The organism is Kribbella sp. CA-293567, from assembly GCF_027627575.1.
Lineage (GTDB): Bacteria > Actinomycetota > Actinomycetes > Propionibacteriales > Kribbellaceae > Kribbella.
On the sequence record NZ_CP114065.1, the window covers coordinates 4,174,942 to 4,193,149 of the forward strand.

Here is an 18,208-nt window from a genome sequence, read left to right on the forward strand (position 1 = left end):
CCTCCGCTCCCTCGCCCGGCAGAAGAGGCACCGATGACAACCGAAAGCGCTGAGCCGAGAGGACGGCGGGCAGGACTGCTCGCGCTGGCCGCGGCCGTCCTGTTTTCAGGAGCGATCGTGGTCGTTCCCGCCAGCGCCGAGGGAAGTGCCGAAGGACCCGTCTCCGGCCAGCTCACTGAGGTCGCCGGGGACGGCGTACAGGTTGTCGAGTCGCCGGATGGGGACTTGCGGGTCGCTGTCGCGAGCGAGGGCGGGCGCCTCACCTACAGCGTGAGCAACGGCAGCAAGGTTCTCGTCGGTGCGTCCGGGCTCGGGGTCGAGTTGGCCGGACGTCCCAGCCTCACCCAGGGCATGACGATCGAGTCCGTCGAGCGGCGCGCGATCGACGAGACCTGGACGCCGGTCTGGGGTACGTCGAGCAAGATCCGCAACCACGCGAGTGAACTCACCGTCCACGCGACCCAAGCCGGTACGGACTTCAAGCTCGACCTGGTCTTCCGGGTCTTCGACGACGGAGTGGGCTTCCGTTACCGCTTCCCCGACCAGCCGGGCCTGGACTCCTACACCGTCACCGCCGAGCAGACCGAGTTCGCCCTCGCCCCGGCCGCGAGAAGCTGGTCGATCCCTGCCGGGAAGACCTGGTCCGCCGACGAGCAGCACTATCGCGACCTGCCGCTGACCGGTGTCGCGACCGCCCAGACTCCGATCACCGTCTTGCCTGCCGCGGACTCCTACCTCGTCGTGCACGAGGCGGACCTGACCGACTACCCGAGCATGACGCTGAAGTCGGTGCCCGGTAAGCCCGGCCGGTTCTTCAGCGACCTGATCGCGCTTCCGGACGGCACGAAAGCCAAGCTGAGCGGCGAGTTCTCCACCCCGTGGCGCACCTTGACCGTCGGTGAGCGCCCCGGCGACCTCGGCGAATCCCACCTGATCGAGAACCTCAACGACCCGTGCGCGATCTGCGCCGACACCTCCTGGATCAAGCCCGCGACGTACGTCGGCGTCTGGTGGGAGCTGCAGCGCCGGGCCACCACCTGGACGGCCGGGCCGAAGCACGGCGCGACCACCGCGCAGGTCAAGCAGTACATCGATCTCGCCAAGGACGCAGGCGCCGAATTCGTCCTCGCCGAAGGCTGGAACACCAATGCCGGTGGTTCGTGGGCCGGCCAGGACTTCCTCACCCCGCAGACCGACTTCGATCTGCCCGAGGTCCTCCGGTACGCCGAGGCCAACGGCGTCGGGTACATCGCGCACAACGAGACCCGGGGCGACATCGACTACTACGACCGGAACCTGGAGAAGATCTTCTCCCGGTACGAGGCGCTCGGCATCCACGCGATCAAGACCGGCTACGCCACCAAGTTCCTGCTCGGCGGGGTGAACCGCAGCCACTACGACCAGGAAGCCGTCCGGCACTACCAGCGGGTGACCGAGGCCGCGGCCCGGCACCGGATCACGGTCGACGCCCACGAGGCGATCAAGCCCACCGGCCTGGCCCGCACCTACCCGAACCTGATGACGGGTGAGGGCGTGGCCGGGATGGAGATGCAGAACTACATGGGCGCCAACGGCAACCCACCCGCCCAAGCGACAATCCTTCCCTTCACCCGGTTCATGGGCGGCCCCGCCGACTACACGCCCGGCGTCCTCGACGTCACCTGGGATCCGGCCCGGCTCGGCACCCGTGTCCAGACCACCTCGGCGGCGCAACTCGCGCTCTACCCGACCTTCTTCAGCCCGCTCCAGATGCTCGCGGACACGCCCGAGAACTACGCTGCGCATCCAGGCTTCGCGTTCCTGAAGAACCTGCCGACGACATGGGACGAGACCCGCGTCCTGGACAGCGTCATCGGTGACCACACCACGACGGCCCGGCGCAGCGGCGACACCTGGTACCTCGGCGCGGTCACGGACGAGAACAGCCGCTCCCTTCGAGTGCCGCTGTCCTTCCTCTCCCCCGGCGCCTACGTGGCCGAGAGCTATGCCGACGCGCAACAGACCAGCTGGAAAGGCGATCCGAAGCCGATCGAGATCCGCAAGACGCTGGTCCGGTCGTCCACGCTGCTGAACATGTCACTCGTCGGCGCGGGCGGCCAAGCGGTCCGGCTCAAGCCCGCAACTGCGGCGGATCTCGGCGAACTCCCTTGGTACGCGGCACCAAAGGCGCAGTACGGGACTCCGACGGCAGTGCTGAACTCCGTTACCCAGCAGCTCACCGTGAAGGCTCCACTCATCAACACCGGCAGCACAGTGGCCGAGTTCCGGACCCAGGTGTTCCTCGACGGCCGGGCCGCCGGTGCAGCGCAGCAGGTCCGTGTCGCGGGTGGCGGGACCCGGATCGCCGAGTGGGTGCTCCCCGCCTCCGAGGTATCCGACCGGGACTTCCGGGTCGCGGTGGGAGCTCCGACCGGCGAGCGTGGCGAGTCCGTTCTGGTCGAACAAACCCAGTCCCTGCTCGAGCTGGTGCGGGAGCTGCGAAGGACCAGCCGGCTGTCCCCGTCCGCGATGGCAACCCTGCAGCCCACGATCACCAAAGCCGAGACCGTACTCCGTGCCGGCGACGTGACCGGCCGTCTTCTGGCTCTGCAGGAGCTACGGCTCGCCCTCTACGGCCTTCCCCTTTCCGACGTGTCCGCGCAGGCCCGCACCGCCATCGACGACAACCTCGCCGCTCGTCTCGGTCGGCCGCTCGGCCTGTTCTCCCTCGCGCTGAAGGTACGGACGGCTACCGACTCAGGAGCGCTTGAACCGGCCTTGGCCGACCGATTGGCCACGGAGGTCAGAAGCGGGATCACCGCGGCGGTCGCCAACGATGTCGTGGGCATGAGAGCGGCCCTCAACCGCTTCACCGTACTGGTCGAGGCTGGACCGATCCCTCCCGAACTCGCGGCCGAGCTGCTGGCCGCCGGCGGCTTGTTCGCCACCGGGCCCCGCAAGCTCGAGGCGGAGTCCGCGCAGCTCATCAGCGGCGCATGCCTGCGCACCGACCATCCTGGCTACACCGGCACCGGCTTCGTGGCCTGCCTGAAGACCAAGGCCAGCGGCGTACGGTTCACCGCACCGGTCGCCGCCGACGGCCTCTTCGTCGTCCGCCTCCGCTACGCCAACGGCATGGGCGCCACCCAGACCATGACGCTCAGCAGCGGAACCCGGTCGACTCGCCTTCAGCTTCCCGCGTTGGCCAACTGGGACGTCTGGTCGGATCATCAAGTCAGCCTGCCGCTCAGCCAAGCCGCTCCGCTGGACTTCGTGTTCGGCCCGGACGACAACGGCAACGTCAACCTGGACTCCATCAGCCTCGAACCCGACCCCGGCGTGATCCACCGACAGCAGTAGCCACTTCGCCTCGACCCCTGGGAGAGTTGTTCGATGACCTTCACCACCCGGCCTACCCTGCGCGGCACGTTCGGGATGGTCTCGTCGACGCACTGGCTGGCTTCCCAGTCGGCCATGCGGATCCTGGAACTGGGTGGCAACGCGTTCGACGCGGCGGCGGCCGCCGGGTTCGTGCTGCACGTCGTGGAGCCGCACCTCAACGGTCCCGCCGGTGAGGTGCCCGCCATCATCGCGACCGCGAAGGACCCGGCGCCACGAGTGCTCTGCGGACAAGGGCCGGCTCCGGCAGGCGCCACGATCGAGCACTTCCGGGACCTCGGGTTGACGATCATTCCGGGCTCGGGACCGCTGGCAGCCGCAGTACCGGGTGCTGTTGACGCCTGGTTCCTCCTCCTGCGGGATCACGGCTCGATGCCGCTCAGGACCGTGCTGGAGCCTGCCATCGGCTATGCCCGCAACGGCCACCCGCTGGTCCCCCAGGTCGGGGAAACTGTCGACCGGGTCCGGGAGCTGTTCACTGAGCACTGGCCGACCTCGGCCGAGCTGTGGTTGCAATCGGGCCGCGCGCCCCGGCCCAACGCGCTGTTTCGCAACTCGGCCTACGCCGACACGCTGGAGCGGCTGCTGGTCAGTGCCGAAGAGGCAGGATCCGACCGAGTCGCACAGCTCGAACGGGCTCGGGAGACCTGGCGGGAAGGATTCGTCGCGGAGACGATCGATCGCTTCTCCCGGTTGCCGCATCGCGATTCCAGTGGCGCAGACCATGCCGGCCTGATCACGGGCGACGACCTGGCGGCGTACGAGGCGAGCTGGGAGCAGCCGGCGACGCTCGACTGGCACGGGCACACTGTCGCCAAGACCGCTCCTTGGGGGCAAGGGCCGGCGCTGCTGCAGTCGCTGGCGGTGCTGGCTGAGCTCGGTGACCCGAGGTCGCTCGACCTGACCGGCGCCGAGGCGGTCCACACGATCACCGAGATCACCAAGCTGTCTTACGCCGATCGTGAGGCCTGGTACGGCGATGGCGTCGACGTATCGCTCGAGACGTTGCTCTCACCGGCCTATGCGGCGCAGCGTGCCGCCCTCGTGGGGGCGAAGGCTTCCTACGATCTGCGGCCAGGCAACCCCGATGGCCGTACGCCGCGCCTGCCTACGGCCGTCGCAGGAGTGGAAGGCGACGCGAGCACCGGTGAGCCGACGGTGTCGGCCGATGGCGTCACGCGCGGCGACACCTGTCACGTCGACGTGATCGACCAGTGGGGCAACGTCATCTCCGCGACTCCGAGCGGCGGATGGTTGCAGTCGTCGCCGACGATTCCGGAGCTCGGCTTCTGTCTGGGGAGCCGGCTGCAGATGTTCTGGCTGGAGGAAGGGCTGGCGTCGTCCCTCGCACCCGGATTGCGGCCGCGGACCACGCTGACGCCCACTCTGGTACTGCGCGACGGCGTACCGGTGCTTGCGTGTGGGTCACCCGGCGGCGACCAGCAGGACCAATGGCAACTGCTCTTCCTGCTGCGGCATCTCGCGGGCGGGCAGGACCTGCAGGAGGCGATCGACGCGCCCGCGTGGCACACCACCGCGTTCCCGTCGTCCTTCTACCCCCGCGCGACCGAGCCCGGCAACCTGACCATCGAGAGCCGGCTAGGACCGGCCGTGCGAGCTGCGTTGATCGGCAAAGGCCACCGGGTCGTTGAGACCGATCCCTGGAGTCTCGGGCGGCTCTGCGCTGTCGCGCGCACTCCCGACGGCGTACTGGCTGCCGGCGCCAATCCCCGAGGAATGCAGGGCTACGCCACCGGCCGTTGAGCATCAGCTGCCGAGGGAGCGACCAAGGCGGCCGTGGCGGCAGCCACCACATGATCGCGTGCTGCCTCCGTGGCGGCGGCGGGGTCGCCGGCGGCGATCGCGTCGACCACCCGGATGTGTTCCTTCCACGAGTGCGGCGCGCGCTCGGCCGCGCCGAGGCGGAAGACCCAGTGGACGTGGTGGTACATCGCGGCCGACAGCGACCCCAGCCACCGGTTCCCGCTGATCTCGATGACCGCGAGGTGCAGCGCACTGTTCAGCTCGGCGACCAGATCGAAGTCTCCTGCCTCGGTCGCGGCGCTCGCGTCTTCCAGCAACTGCCGCAACCGAGCAACGTCCGCCTCGGAAGCCCGCTCTGCCGCCAGCCCGGCGGCGAGCGTCTCCAACTGCTCGCGAACGGCGAAGAGATCCCGGATCGCCGGCTCGTCCAGCGTCACCACCACGGCACCGCGCCGCGGCAAGATCTGCACGAACCCTTCGGCCTCCACCACCCGCAGCGCCTCCCGGACCGGATTGCGGGAGACCCCGAAGTCGTCCGCCAGCCGGTTCTCGGTCAGCCGCTCACCCTGCGCGTACTCACCGTCGACGATCCGCCGCCGCAGCTCGACCAGCACCTGGTCCCTGAGCGCGAGGTGATCCCCTCCGATCGTTCGCGCCTGATTTCCCCCGTACCGCGTCTCCACCCCGAGCTCCCCTCCTGGCCTGCCAGCGTTCGGGCAGCACCCTACCCGCAGCCGCCGACACGTCCGGTCGATGCCCGAAAGCCACCAGGACGGCGCCGGTCGGTGAGTGGGCGAAGCCGGGCCGGTGGCTCAGGCGAGGCCGGCGTCGTGGGCCAGCAGAGCCACCTGCACCCGGTTGTTGAGATCCAGCTTCGTCAGTACGCGGGTCAGGTGCGTCTTCACCGTGGGGACGCCCATCGACAGTCCGGCCGCGATCTCCGCGTTGCTCTTGCCCTGGGCAACAGCCGCGGCGACCTCGCGTTCGCGCTCGGTGAGCTTCGCCAGTACGCCGAGAGCGCGGTCGCGCCGGCTCTGGTCATCGGGCCCGGCCACGTAGTCCATCAGCTGCCGGGTCACCGCACCGGACAGGATCGGGTCTCCCCCGGCGACCTTGACCACCGCGTCGAGAATCTCCTGTGGTGCGGCGTCCTTCAGCAGGAATCCCGCCGCTCCCGCTCGCAACGCCTGCAGCAGGTGCTCCTCGGACCCGAACGTCGTCAGAATGACCACCTCCGGCGCCTCTGCCCGCCCACGGATCAGCTCGGTCGCCGTCAGCCCGTCCATCACCGGCATCGTGATGTCCATCAGCACCACGTCCGGCCGCAACTCCAGCACCGCGTCCACAGCGGCCCGTCCGTCGCCGACGTCCCCGACGATCTCCAGTTCGGGAGCGCCGCCGAGCATGGCCCGCAGACCGGCCCGCACCAACGCGTCGTCGTCAACCACCAGCATCCGGACCACCATGCCCGGCATCGTAGCCGTCAGTCCCGGCCCGGCATCGGAGCCGTCACTCCGGCCAGGGCAGCCAGGCGTGCAACCGGAAGGAGCCGGTGCTGGTCGGGCCGTGCTCCAGCGTTCCGCCGGCCAGCTTGGCGCGTTCGGCCAGTCCGACCAGACCGACGCGAGAACCGGTCGCGGGAGGGTTGCCGCTCATCGGGTTGCGGACCTCGATCGACAGACCGTTGCCGGCGGCGCCTGACAGCACGACGGTGACCGGTTCACCGGGCGCATGCTTGCGAGCGTTGGTCAGGCCCTCCTGCACGATCCGGTAGCCGTGCCGCCCGATGGTCAGCGGGATCGACTCAGGCGGCGCCGCCAGCGGGGTGAACCTCACCGTCATGCCTGCCGCGCGAGATTCCTCCACGAGTGCTTCCAAGTCACCCAGACCCGGTTGCGGGCGTTGGCCGCCGGGCGTGCTGGAGTCCGACGTCCGCAGTACGCCGACGATCTCGCGCAGGTCCTCCAGGCACTCCCGCGCGTTCGATCGGATCACCCCGGCGGCGACCGCCAGCTCGGCCGGCGGCATCTCCGGACGGAACTCGAGGGCACCGGCGTGCACCGTCAGCAACGACAGCCGGTGGCCGAGCGCGTCATGCATCTCCCGCGCGATCCGCTCGCGCTCTCGCCGGCGTCCCAGCTCGACCCGCTGCTCCTGGTCCTCCTCGGCCCGCCGGGCCCGCTCGGTCAGCGATGCCATCAACTGCCGCCTCGTCCGTACGACGATGCCCCAGGCAACCGACGCGATACACAGCAGGCTCGCCGCGCCCACCACCAGCCAGTAGACGTAGGGCACCGTCGGCGCCGGCGGGTAGATCCAGATCTGCAGCGCGGCCGACAGGATCGCCGCCGCACAGCCGAGGCCGCTGATCAGTGGTCGCCGATGCACCGCCAGACTGAACAGCGCCAAAGCGCTCCCGCCTCCTGCGGCCGGGAGGACCACCGACACCACGGTCAGCCCCAACGCCAGAGCCAGTGGCCACTTCCGCCGGACCAGCAACAGCAGGGCGCCCAGGATGCCGATGGTCACGTTGAGCGCCAGCGGCGGATGGATCCTGGATCCGTCGGGTGTGTTCCACGCGGGCAGGCTGCCGAGCACGCCCACGACGACGAACAGCACGTCCACGATCCAGTCCCGGGGCGTGCGCCGGCCGTTGCCCGGGGCACCCCGTGACCCCGGGCTGATCAGCGCCACCAGCGGTCCTGGCCGGTCCAGCTCGATCGACATACCCCAGACGGTAGCCCCCGGAGCGTCAGCGGCCGAGGATCTTGAGCACCGCCGCGATCGTGATCGGGTGATATCCGGGTTTCGCGGCCGCGAACACCTGGTCGGCGAACTCCCGGCCGGACCCGGTTCCCGCCAGCGCCCGGTAGACGGGCAGCACCAGCTTCATCCGTCCCACCCGGGTCAGGAAGCCCGCCAGTTCGTCGTACGCCGGGGTGTAGGTGCTGGCGGCAACGATCGAGTACCAGCGCCGCGCGATCTCCCCGTTCGCCGTACCGGTCAGGGCGAACTCCCGGTCCAGCTGCTGCAACTGCTCGGCCGTCAGCCGGTCCGGCGCGGCGTCCAGGAACCGCAGCCACTCCTGCGTGGTCCAGTGCTTGGCGCCGTCCGGTACCTCGCCCGTCGCCAGCCAGCGCTCACGGCCTTCGTCGACGACCTCGAAGCGCGCAGAGACCGCTCTCTCGGCGAAGGCCGGGATACCCGGCTGGTCCAGCCAGGCGGCGATCTCCGCCTCGGTCACCACGCCCGGGTGCTCGTCCAGCAGGTGCTCGCGCAGATGCCCGGCGAAGTCCTCGGAGTTGATGCTGCGGAACGCGAAGCGGTCGAAGTAGCCGCGCAGGAAGGGATCGAAGACCTCCCGGCCGAACCGCTCCTCCAGCCAGGCCAGGAACCAGCAGCCCTTGAGCGGTCCGAGCCCGGTCGTCCCGTGGTACTGCGCCCGGTGGTTGAGCCCCGGCAGCTCGACGGCCTGTTCGGCCGCGGAGAGCGGATCCAGCTTGACCACCGTCGCGTGCTGCTTGATCGCGGTCTCCATCACGGCGAACTCGGTGCCGTAGACGGCCTCCACGATCCGGTTCTCGACGTACGAGGTGAAGCCCTCGTTGAGCCAGATGTCGTCCCAGCTGTCCTGGGTGACCAGGTTGCCGGACCAGCTGTGCGCCAGTTCGTGCGCCACCACGCTGACCAGCGACTTGTCGCCGATCACCACGGTCGGGGTGGCGAACGTCATCCGCGGGTTCTCCATCCCGCCGTACGGGAACGACGGCGGCAGCACCAGCAGGTCGTAGCGGCCCCACCGGTAGGGCCCGAAGAGCGCCTCGGTGACCCGCATCATCTCCTCGGTGTCGGAGAACTCCGCGGCGGCGCGCTTGGCCATCTCCGGCTCGGCCCAGACGCCGGAGCGCTCTCCGATCCGTTCGAAGACGAGGTCTCCGGCGGCGATGGCCAGCAGGTACGACGGGATCGGCTCCGGCATCACCACGTCGTACGACCCCGTACGCCGGGACTCGGTGCCGTTGTCGGCACTCATCAGCACCATCAGCTCGGGCGGGGCGGTCACGTGGGCCGAGTAGCTGAACCGCACCCCGGGAGTGTCCTGCACCGGCACCCAGCTCCGGGCATGGATCGCCTGGGACTGGCTGAACATGAACGGCATCATGCCGCCCGCGGTCATCGACGGCTCGAGCCACTGCAGGCCGGTGGCCGTCGGGGCCGTCCGGTAGCTGACCCGCACCTGTTCGTGCTGCCCGGTGCGGACGGTGAGCGCGGAGCCCAGCTCGTCGTCGGGTACCGAGACGCTGTACTCCAGCGGTTCCCACTCCGACCCGGCGGCGCCGTCCACCGCGAGGATGGTCAGATCCCGCGTATCGAGGACCAGCCGGTCGCCGGGGCCACTCCAGGCGAGCGTGTGCGTGGCCGTGCCCGACAGCACCTTGGCGGCGAAGTCGAGGTCGAGGTCCAGCGCGAGGTGGGTGGTGCGCACCAACGCCGGTTCGGCGTAGGAGTGGCGATCGTGGCTCACAAGGGCTCCCGAGGCAGAATGTCGTTCGCAGGACACTACCCACGCTGCGGCCCGAACACGCGGCCTATTAGGGCCACGGGCAGCACCGTGCCAAAACCGGTTCAGACGGCCGGTTCCAGCGGACTGGGGGCAAGATGTCGCAGCGGCGGCCGGAGCTCGTACTGCAGCGGAAACCATTTGGATCGTGGCTGCTCGGACCGGCCGGCCAGAGCCCGCGCCGGCTCCGCGTCCGCAGCCAACTGCTGCTCACTGTCTTCCTGCTGGCCACCAACATCATCGGCGGCTGCGTGGTCTTCGTGCTCGCGGTCTTCGTGATGCCGGGGCCGCCAGGCGAGGATCGCCTCGATCCGGTCCGGGCGATCGCCTTCCCCGCCTACCTGCTGGCGGCACTCGTGATCGGTGTCGTCTGGGGCACCCGCTACGCGCTGAAGGCCACGGCATGGGTCCTCGAGGACCGCCCGGCGACCCGGCGCGAACAGATCATCACCTTGCGCCTGCCGCTGCGGCTCACCCTGATCGAGGCCTTCCTCTGGTTGCTGGCCACGGTCGTGTTCACGGTTCTCGCGCTGGTGCTCCAGCCGGAGAGCGCTCTACGGATCGGGATCACGGTCTTCGACGGCGGCATCGTCACCTGCGTGGCGGCGTACCTGCTGAGCGAGTTCGCTCTTCGCCCGGTGGCCGCGAGAGCGCTCGCCGACGAGGCTCCGCCGAAGCGCCTGCTGGCTGCCGGGCTGAAGGCCCGGACGCTGTTCTTCTGGGCCGTCGGCTCCGGGGTGCCGGTGGTGGGCCTGATGCTGACCGCGCTCCTGGCGCTGATCGAGAAGGACGTCTCGGCCACCCGGCTGTCGGTGATCATCCTTGCCCTCGGCACCGTTGTGCTCAGCTGCGGCGGTCTGCTGACCGTGCTGTCCGCCCGCTCGGTGGTGGCCCCGGTGCGGTCGGTGCGCACCGCGCTGACGGTGATCGGCGAGGGCGAGCTGAACGTCCGGATTCCCGTCTTCGACGGCACCGAGCTCGGTTCGCTCCAGGCGGGCTTCAACCGGATGGCCGCCGGGCTGCGCGAACGCGAACGGATCCGCGACCTGTTCGGCCGGTACGTCGGTGCCGACGTCGTGCGGGAGGCCCTGGCCGGCGACGCGCTCGGTGGCGAGGAGCGGTTCGTCGCGGTGCTGTTCGTCGACCTGGTCGGCTCCACCGAGCTGGCCGCGGTCCGGCCGCCGGGTGAGGTGGTCCAGTTGCTGAACAGGTTCTTCGAGGTCGTCGTCGACGAGGTGGACCGCCAGGGCGGCTTCGTCAACAAGTTCGCCGGCGACGCCGTCCTGGCCGTCTTCGGTGCGCCGGCCGAGCTGCCGGACCCGGCAGGGAGCGCTCTCCAGGCGGGCCGCACGCTGGCGAGCCGGCTGGCCGAAGAGTTGCCCGAGGCAACGGCCGGGATCGGGATCACCGCCGGCATGGTGGTCGCGGGCACGGTCGGCGACGTCCGCAGGCACGAGTACACCGTCATCGGTGACCCGGTGAACGAGGCGGCCCGGTTGACCGAGCTGGCCAAGTCCGTCCCCGGCCGGCTGCTCGCGTCGATGACCGCGGTCGACGAAGCCACTCCGGCGGAAGCCGTGCACTGGAAGGCCGACGACGAGGTCACCGTCCGGGGCCGCAACCGTCCGACCCGGCTAGCGATCCCCAGCTAGGTACTCGTGCAGCAACGCTGATCCGTGAAGCATCGCGCGAGTACGCCGATCATGCGCCGCTCGCCTCTCCGCCACCGCGGAGCGCAGCGCCTCCGTGCTCCCCGTCTGACGCAGCCCGTCCAGTACAGGCCGAATCTGATCGAACCCGTACCGCCCCCGCCGCAGCATCGCGATGATCCGCGCATCCCGCACCTCCACCGGCCCGTACCGCCGGTACTTCGTCCCCGCCTCCCGCTCCGGCAAAAGCAGTCCCGCCGTCTCCCAGACCCGCAACGTCGAGGTGCGTACGCCGAGCTGCGCCGCCAACTCGCCCACCAGCAAAGGCGGACCGTTCACGACAGGCAGCTTGTCCAGGAACCCCTCGGCCGCCTCCCCCAGCGCTTCACTCGCCGCATCCGTCGCCAGCCGTTGCTCGTGCAGCGCCGCATGGGTCCCGTCGATCAGCCGGAACGCCAGCGCCTCGTCGCCGTCGTTCACGGCCCGCATGACCGCCGTCGCGGTCTCGTTCCCGAATCCGGGCGCGAGTGCGCGATACGTGAGCAGTGCTCGCAGATGCACCTCGCCGTACTGCCGGTAGCCCGACTCGCTGCGCGGCACGTCGGGCAGGATGCCGACCGCTTCGTAGTTGCGGACCAGTTGCGTCGAGATCCCGGCCTGCCGGGCCAGGTCGACCGGTCGCAGGGCCATCGCTCAGCGGCCGCCGGCCACGTCGACCATCGAGCCGGTCATGTAGGAAGCGCGATCCGAGGCCAGGAACGCGATCAGCTCGGCCACTTCCTCGACCTTGCCGGGACGACCCAGCGGCGGCGTACCGCCGATCCGCTCCAGCCGTCCTTCCTCGTGGATCTCGGTCTCGATCAGCCCCGGCCTGACGCCGAGGACGCGAATCCCCTCCTTGGCGACCTCGTTGGCCAGGCCGACCGTCAGGGTGTCGACCGCAGCCTTGCTGGCGGCGTAGTCGACGTACTCGCCCGCTGACCCGAGCACCGCGCCACGCGACGACACGTTGACGATCACTCCCCCGGCGCCGCCGGCCGCGGTCGACATTCGCCGGACCGCGGCGCCCGCGACCAGGAACGCGCCGATCGCATTGATCCGGAACACCCGCTCCAGCCGCCCCAGGTCGTAGCCGGCCACCCGCCCACTCGGCGACACCACGCCGGCATTGTTGACCACGGCCCCGATCGCGCCGAGCTCAGCGGTGACCGAGTCGAAGAACCGCTCGATCTGCTCAGGCTCGGCAACGTCGGCCTGGACGGCGTACGCGCGCCGCCCCAACTCCTCGCAGGCCGAGACGACCCGCTCGGCGTCGCCGGAGCGGCTCAGGTAGCTGACGCCGACATCCCATCCGTCCGCCGCCAGCGCGATCGCCGCCGCCGCGCCGATACCGCGGCTCCCGCCGGTGACCAGGGCGGTTCCCCGCCGGGTTTCGTCCGAGCTCATGCGGTCAGCCTTTCACGCCCCGTCACGACGTCGCCGGCGCCCGGCCCGTCCCCAACTGCACCTCGTTGTCGTCGAATCCCAGCGCGCGGTAGATCCGGATCGCGAGGTAGCCGGGATCGGCCACCATCACCAGCGTGTGCGCGCCCAGCTCGTCGAACCCGTACCGCGAGGCGCGATGCACCAGCGTGCTCGCGATCCCCTGGTTCCGGTCCTCCGGCCGGGTCTGGACGTTCTGGAACCGGGCCACGCCAGACCCGTCCGAGGCCAGTCCGAGCGAAGCCTGCAGCCGCTCACCGTCGAAGGCGCCGAACCAGCGCGCATGCCCGGCCCCGCAGAGCCCCCGCTCCGCTTCGATCCGGCGCCGGCTGAACTCGCGGTACTCCTCGTCGACGGTCATCGTCGCGCAGGCGAGGGACAGGTCGAGCAACTGCTCCCAGTCGTCGTCACTGCTCAGGTCCCGGTACTGCGAGGTCAGGTTCGGCCGGGCCGGTTCCCGAACCTCCCGCGCGGTCATCACTGTGTTGCGGTCGATCTCGAGCCCCAGCGCCTTCACCTCGTCCTCGCTGCCGACCACGCCGTCGACGGTGTCGAGACCGAGCGCGAGATGCTTCGCCGCCGGGAACTCCTGCCGGAAGATCGCCTCTCGCGCCACCGCGTCACCCGGCGCGAACGGCGTACGGAAGAGCAGGTAGTTGCCCCACCAGAACGTCGGATTGGCAGGCGTCCGGACGACCACGTAGTCGCCTTGGTCCGTCAGCACGGAGCCGCTCAGCTGCAGCAGCATCAAGTCGGTTCGGTAGCCGAGGCTGGTGAAGTTCACCCCTCTATCGTCACGTTCGCGTCAAGACGATTTGTGCGACGGCCGCCACTTCGGGGCGTCGTCCCCGGTCCGGGCGGCCGCGGCCGCGATGTTGCGTTGCATCCCGCCGAAGACGATGCCGTGGAAGGGCTTGATCGCGTACCAGTACAGGTGGCCGGGCAGGCCGTGCGGGTGGAAGAGCGCTCGCTGGCGGAAGACCGTCCGCTGCTGGTCGTCGGTGTCGACGATCAGTTCCAGCCAGGCGAGACCGGGCAGCCGCATCTCGGCCCGCAGCCTCAGCAGCTTCAGATCCTCGATGTCCTCGACCCGCCACCAGTCGAGCGGATCACCGATGGACAGGTCGTTCGGATTGCGCCGTCCTCTGCGCAGACCGGGACCGCCGAAGACCCGGTCGAGCACCCCTCGGGCCCACCAGCCGAGGCGCCAGGAGTACCAGCCGTTACCACCGCCGATGCCTTCGATCACCGACCACAGCTGCTCCGGCGTCGTCGCGATCGCGCTCTCCCGCTCGTCGACGTACAGCGAACCGCCCGACCAGTCCGGATCGCCCGGCAGCGGGTCGCTCGGCGCACCCGGCATCGACGCCGAGGCCCAGGTGGTGGAGACGTCGAACTCCTGGACGCGCTTGAGCGCCAGCTCGACGGCCCGGTCGAAGTCGATGAACCCCGGCTCCGGATCGGGCACGTACTGCTCGATGTCGTGTTCCTTGCAGACGACCTCGTGGATCAGGCTGTCGACCAGCGGGCGGGCGATGCTGTTCGGCACCGGGGTGACCAGGCCGACCCAGTGGCTCGACAGCGACGGGGTCAGCAGCGGAAGGGTGACGATCCGCCGGCTGCTGAGGTGAGCGACGGCGGCGTACCGCTGCATCATGTCGCGGTAGGTCAGCACGTCGGGGCCGCCGATGTCGAAGCCGCGGTTGACCGTGCTCGGCATCGAGGCGCTGCCGACCAGGTAGTGCAGGACGTCGCGGACGGCGATCGGCTGGATCCGCGTGTGCAGCCAGCGCGGCGTGACCATCACCGGCAGCCGGTCGGTCAGATAGCGGAGCATCTCGAACGAGGCCGAACCCGACCCGAGGATGACCGCGGCACGCAGCACGGTCGTCGGTACTCCGGACGCGAGCAGGATCTCGCCGACCTCGCGGCGCGAGTCCAGGTGCGGCGAGAGCACTTCGTCCTGAGGGTAGAGGCCACCGAGGTAGACGATCCTGCCGACTCCGGCCTCCCGCGCGGCCGTGCCGAAGGTCAGCGCGGTGTGGCGATCGCGCGACTCGAAGCGCTTGCCGGTCCCGAGCGCGTGGATCAGGTAGTACGCGACGTCGACTCCTTCGAGCGCGGCGTCGAGCTGGTGCCGGTCACCGGCATCGGCCTCGACCACCTCGACATCGTCGTACCACTCGCGGTCCTGCAGCCGGCGCGGATTGCGCGCCATCGCCCGGACCCGGTAGCCGGCCTTGAGCAGCTCAGGCACCAGCCGCCCGCCGATGTATCCAGTGACGCCTGTGACGAGAACCAGCTTGTTCTTATCCATGTGGCCCATCTTGTGCCCGATCCGCGCTCGATCATGCTCCCGGCCTGCTCGCGACCGGATTGACATGCAGCCAACTGGCTGCCTATCGTGATCAGGCAGCCCGGCAGCTGCCTGAGGAGTGGTGATGGACGACGAGGTGTTCCGGGCGCTGGCGGATCCCAGCCGGCGGCAACTGCTCGACAGCTTGAACCAGCGCGACGGGCAGACGCTCGGCGAACTGTGCGCCGGACTCCGGATGGCCCGCCAGTCCGTCAGCAAACACCTCGCCGTCCTCGAAGGCGCGAATCTCGTCACCGCCGTCCGGCGCGGCCGCGAGAAGTTGCACCACCTCAACGCCGAACCGATCAACGCCATCGCCGACCGCTGGATCAGCCGGTACGACCGGCGGCGCGTGCAGCTCCTCGCCGACCTCAAGACAGCATTGGAGCAGGAACCAGTGAGCGACCAGGACTTCGTCTACACGACCTACATCAGGACCACGCCCGAGCGGCTCTGGCAGGCGCTGACCGACCCGGCTTTCACCCAGCAGTACTGGGGACTCCAGCACGACACCGACTGGAAGGTCGGCTCCAGGATCGACTGGGTCATGGGTGACGTCACCATGTCGGGGCCCGGCCAGGAGGTGCTCGAGTACGACCCGTACCGGCGGCTGGCCTACACCTGGCACCACATCACCCCGGAGTTCGCGAAGGCGGTCGAGTTGGGTGACGAGGTGGCCGCCCGGGCCGGCGCCGAACCGCTCTCCCGCGTGAGTTTCGAGCTGGAGGTCGAGGACGAGCAGGTGAAGCTGACCGTCGTCCACACCGGCTTCGAACCCGGCAGCACGATCCGCTCGATGGTCCAGAACGGCTGGCCCCGCCTGCTCTCCGACCTCAAGTCCCTCACCGAAGGCACCGCATCGATCTGATTCAGGGGCGGCGATGAATGAGCAAAGGAAGCACCGCGGCTGCACCTGACTCGCGAAGCTTGGCGGCGGCGACGGTGACCGGCCATTGAGAGGACGACGCGTCGACGACCAGCAGGACCGATCGCCCGCTGATCGCCTGAGCCGTGGCCGGCTCGATCGACACCCCGTCGCGCCACACCTTCGCCTCCTCGGCCGACGAGAGCTCGTCACTGAAGGCAGCGCCGTTCACGGTCAGCTCGGCGCGCTCGAGGCGGCCGATCTCCGCCAGGTGGTTGGCGACCTCGGTCACCAGCTCCCGATGGCCGGCGGCCGGAAGCGTGACGACCACCTCAGGCCGACGGGACCAGGCGTCGCGCCAGCGCGACAGCGCGGCGACGCAGCCGGCCTTCAAGGCCTCCAAGGCGTCCGGAGCCGGCGTCGAACTGAACACCGCCCGGATGACTTCCCGCCATTCGGGAGCGTCGGCATAGACGATGCTGCGACCGGGCTCGGCCATCAACCCCGGCGGGATCTTCCCCTTCGCGCCGAACGCACCACCCGGCCACATCTTGCGAGGCTCCAGCACGTGCGTCTCGCCACGCAGCAGTCGCGTGATCGCCTGCACGGTCTCCGGATCCGGCCGCGCGGTCAGCGGATCGGGCAGCAGTCCCAGGCAGACCGAGCACCGGCCGCACGGTTCGGCGGACGGATCGTCCAGCGACTCCTGAAGTAGTTGCATCAGGCAACGTTCACCACGGGTGTAGGCGCGCATGATGTCGGCCTCGCGCCGGCGGACCGAGACGATGCCGTCGTAGTGGGCCGCGTCGAAACTCCAGTCGGCAGCCGTCCGCACCCAGCCGCGGTCGACCCGCTCGACCGCGCCGTCGACCGCCAGCTGCTTGAGCATCAGCTCGACCCGCCCGCGGCGCAGGCCGGTCTCCGCCTCCAGGGCCGGCACGGTCGCGGGTTGATCCGGCTCGTAGGCCTCCAGCCCGCGCAGCAACCTGTTCACCTGGTCCGGCACCGGGATCGTCGCGGTGGCGAAGTAGTCCCAGACCCCGGCATCGGCGTCCGACGGCAGCAACGCGACCACCGCGTGGTCGATGCCACGCCCGGCACGCCCGACCTGCTGGTAGTACGACACCGGCGACGGCGGCGATCCGACGTGTACGACGAATCCGAGGTCGGGCTTGTCGTACCCCATTCCCAGCGCGGACGTCGCGATCAGCGCCTTGAACTCGTTGTTTCGCAAGGCGTCTTCGAGCCGCTCCCGCTCTCCCGCCTCCAGCCCGCCCGTGTACGCCGCGACCGGAACCGCTGGGCCGTGCACCTCCTGGATCGCGGCAGCCAGCCGTTGAGCATCGGAGACAGTCAGCGTGTAGACGATGCCGGAGCCCGGAAGCTTCGGCAGGTGATCGACGACCCAGGCGAAGCGGTCCAGCGGCGACAGCGCGTCGACGACCGCCAGTTGCAGACTCGACCGGGCCAGCGGACCTCGCAGTACGAGCGTCGACGCACCCAGCTGGTGCGCGACGTCGTCGGTCACTCGCGCGTTGGCGGTCGCGGTGGTCGCGAGCACCGGCGTCTGCGGATTGAGCTTCTGCAGGACGTCGGACACCCGGCGGTAGTCCGGCCGGAAGTCGTGTCCCCAGTCGGAGACGGCGTGAGCCTCGTCGATCACCAGCAGACCGATCTGCCCGGCGAGCCCGTCCAGCACCCGCCGGCCGAAGCCAGGGTTGGCCAGCCGCTCGGGAGACACCAGCAGTACGTCGATCGCGCCGGAACGCAGGTCGTTCTCGATTCCGGACCAGTTGTCGACGTTCGAGGAGTTCAGCGTGGCGGCCCGCAGGCCGGCTCGACCGGCCGCGGCCACCTGGTCTCGCATCAACGACAACAGCGGTGACACCACCAGCGTCGGCCCGGCGCCTTCGGAGCGGCGGATCGCCGTGGCGGCCCAGTACACCGCGGACTTGCCCCATCCGGTGGCTTGGACCACCAGCACTCGGGCGTTCGGCTCGCACAGCGCGGCAACCGCGGTCTCCTGGTCGGCGCGCAGGCTCGCGCCGGCCCCGGCGATCGCGTGGATCACTTCCGCGGCGGTCTTCGCCCGATCATCCGACAGCTTGATGTCACCCATGCCCGCGACCTTAGACGCCGCCACCCCCAGCCCG

At 69.8% G+C, this 18,208-nt stretch carries 13 protein-coding genes; 4 read left to right on the forward strand and 9 right to left on the reverse strand.

The annotated features are described in order from the left end of the window. Window positions 1-33 precede the first annotated feature (33 nt). Complete coding sequence (locus OX958_RS19140) at window positions 34-3,339, forward strand: glycoside hydrolase family 97 catalytic domain-containing protein (protein WP_270130218.1); 3,306 nt, start codon at window positions 34-36, stop codon at window positions 3,337-3,339. Window positions 3,340-3,372: 33 nt separating this feature from the next. Further along, entirely contained in the window at window positions 3,373-5,142 is a 1,770-nt protein-coding gene (locus OX958_RS19145; protein WP_270130220.1) for a gamma-glutamyltransferase family protein, read from the forward strand. Here OX958_RS19145 and OX958_RS19150 read toward each other — a convergent pair. The 4 genes from OX958_RS19150 to OX958_RS19165 form a co-directional block, all read right to left on the reverse strand. After that, a complete protein-coding gene (locus OX958_RS19150; protein ID WP_270130222.1) occupies window positions 5,124-5,825 on the reverse strand; it encodes a GntR family transcriptional regulator in 702 nt (233 codons plus the stop codon). The genes OX958_RS19145 and OX958_RS19150 overlap by 19 nt on opposite strands. A gap of 129 nt (window positions 5,826-5,954) precedes the next feature. After that, window positions 5,955-6,608 carry a response regulator gene (locus OX958_RS19155; protein ID WP_270130224.1) on the reverse strand — a complete coding sequence of 218 codons (654 nt, stop codon included), beginning with the start codon at window positions 6,606-6,608 and terminating at the stop codon, window positions 5,955-5,957. 43 nt (window positions 6,609-6,651) lie between these two features. Beyond that, entirely contained in the window at window positions 6,652-7,869 is a 1,218-nt protein-coding gene (locus OX958_RS19160; RefSeq protein WP_270130226.1) for a sensor histidine kinase, read from the reverse strand. A 25-nt stretch (window positions 7,870-7,894) separates the two neighbouring features. Next, window positions 7,895-9,667, reverse strand: coding sequence for a M1 family metallopeptidase (locus OX958_RS19165; protein WP_270130228.1), 1,773 nt, complete (start codon window positions 9,665-9,667; stop codon window positions 7,895-7,897). A 134-nt stretch (window positions 9,668-9,801) separates the two neighbouring features. Here OX958_RS19165 and OX958_RS19170 point away from each other — a divergent pair, with 134 nt between their 5' ends. After that, window positions 9,802-11,355, forward strand: a complete 1,554-nt coding sequence (locus tag OX958_RS19170; RefSeq protein ID WP_270130229.1) for an adenylate/guanylate cyclase domain-containing protein — start codon at window positions 9,802-9,804, stop codon at window positions 11,353-11,355. On the opposite strand, the gene OX958_RS19175 is transcribed toward OX958_RS19170, so the two are convergent. From OX958_RS19175 to OX958_RS19190, 4 genes are read right to left on the reverse strand one after another with little or no spacing between them, the layout of a single operon-like run. Then, a complete protein-coding gene (locus tag OX958_RS19175; protein WP_270130231.1) occupies window positions 11,338-12,042 on the reverse strand; it encodes a MerR family transcriptional regulator in 705 nt (234 codons plus the stop codon). The genes OX958_RS19170 and OX958_RS19175 overlap by 18 nt on opposite strands. Before the next feature lie 3 nt (window positions 12,043-12,045). Then, window positions 12,046-12,798 (reverse strand): SDR family oxidoreductase, encoded by a 753-nt coding sequence (locus OX958_RS19180; protein ID WP_270130233.1) that lies wholly within the window; start codon window positions 12,796-12,798, stop codon window positions 12,046-12,048. Between the two features lie 22 nt (window positions 12,799-12,820). After that, window positions 12,821-13,618 (reverse strand): GNAT family N-acetyltransferase, encoded by a 798-nt coding sequence (locus OX958_RS19185; RefSeq protein ID WP_270130235.1) that lies wholly within the window; start codon window positions 13,616-13,618, stop codon window positions 12,821-12,823. A 21-nt stretch (window positions 13,619-13,639) separates the two neighbouring features. Further along, window positions 13,640-15,151 (reverse strand): SDR family oxidoreductase, encoded by a 1,512-nt coding sequence (locus OX958_RS19190; protein ID WP_270130237.1) that lies wholly within the window; start codon window positions 15,149-15,151, stop codon window positions 13,640-13,642. 124 nt (window positions 15,152-15,275) lie between these two features. Here OX958_RS19190 and OX958_RS19195 point away from each other — a divergent pair, with 124 nt between their 5' ends. Then, entirely contained in the window at window positions 15,276-16,058 is a 783-nt protein-coding gene (locus OX958_RS19195) for an ArsR/SmtB family transcription factor (protein ID WP_270130239.1), read from the forward strand. Window position 16,059: 1 nt separating this feature from the next. Here OX958_RS19195 and OX958_RS19200 read toward each other — a convergent pair whose 3' ends face one another. Beyond that, the gene (locus OX958_RS19200) at window positions 16,060-18,174 is read right to left on the reverse strand and encodes a RecQ family ATP-dependent DNA helicase (RefSeq protein ID WP_270130241.1); all 2,115 of its coding nucleotides are present in this window, start codon (window positions 18,172-18,174) and stop codon (window positions 16,060-16,062) included. Between the last annotated feature and the right edge of the window lie 34 nt (window positions 18,175-18,208).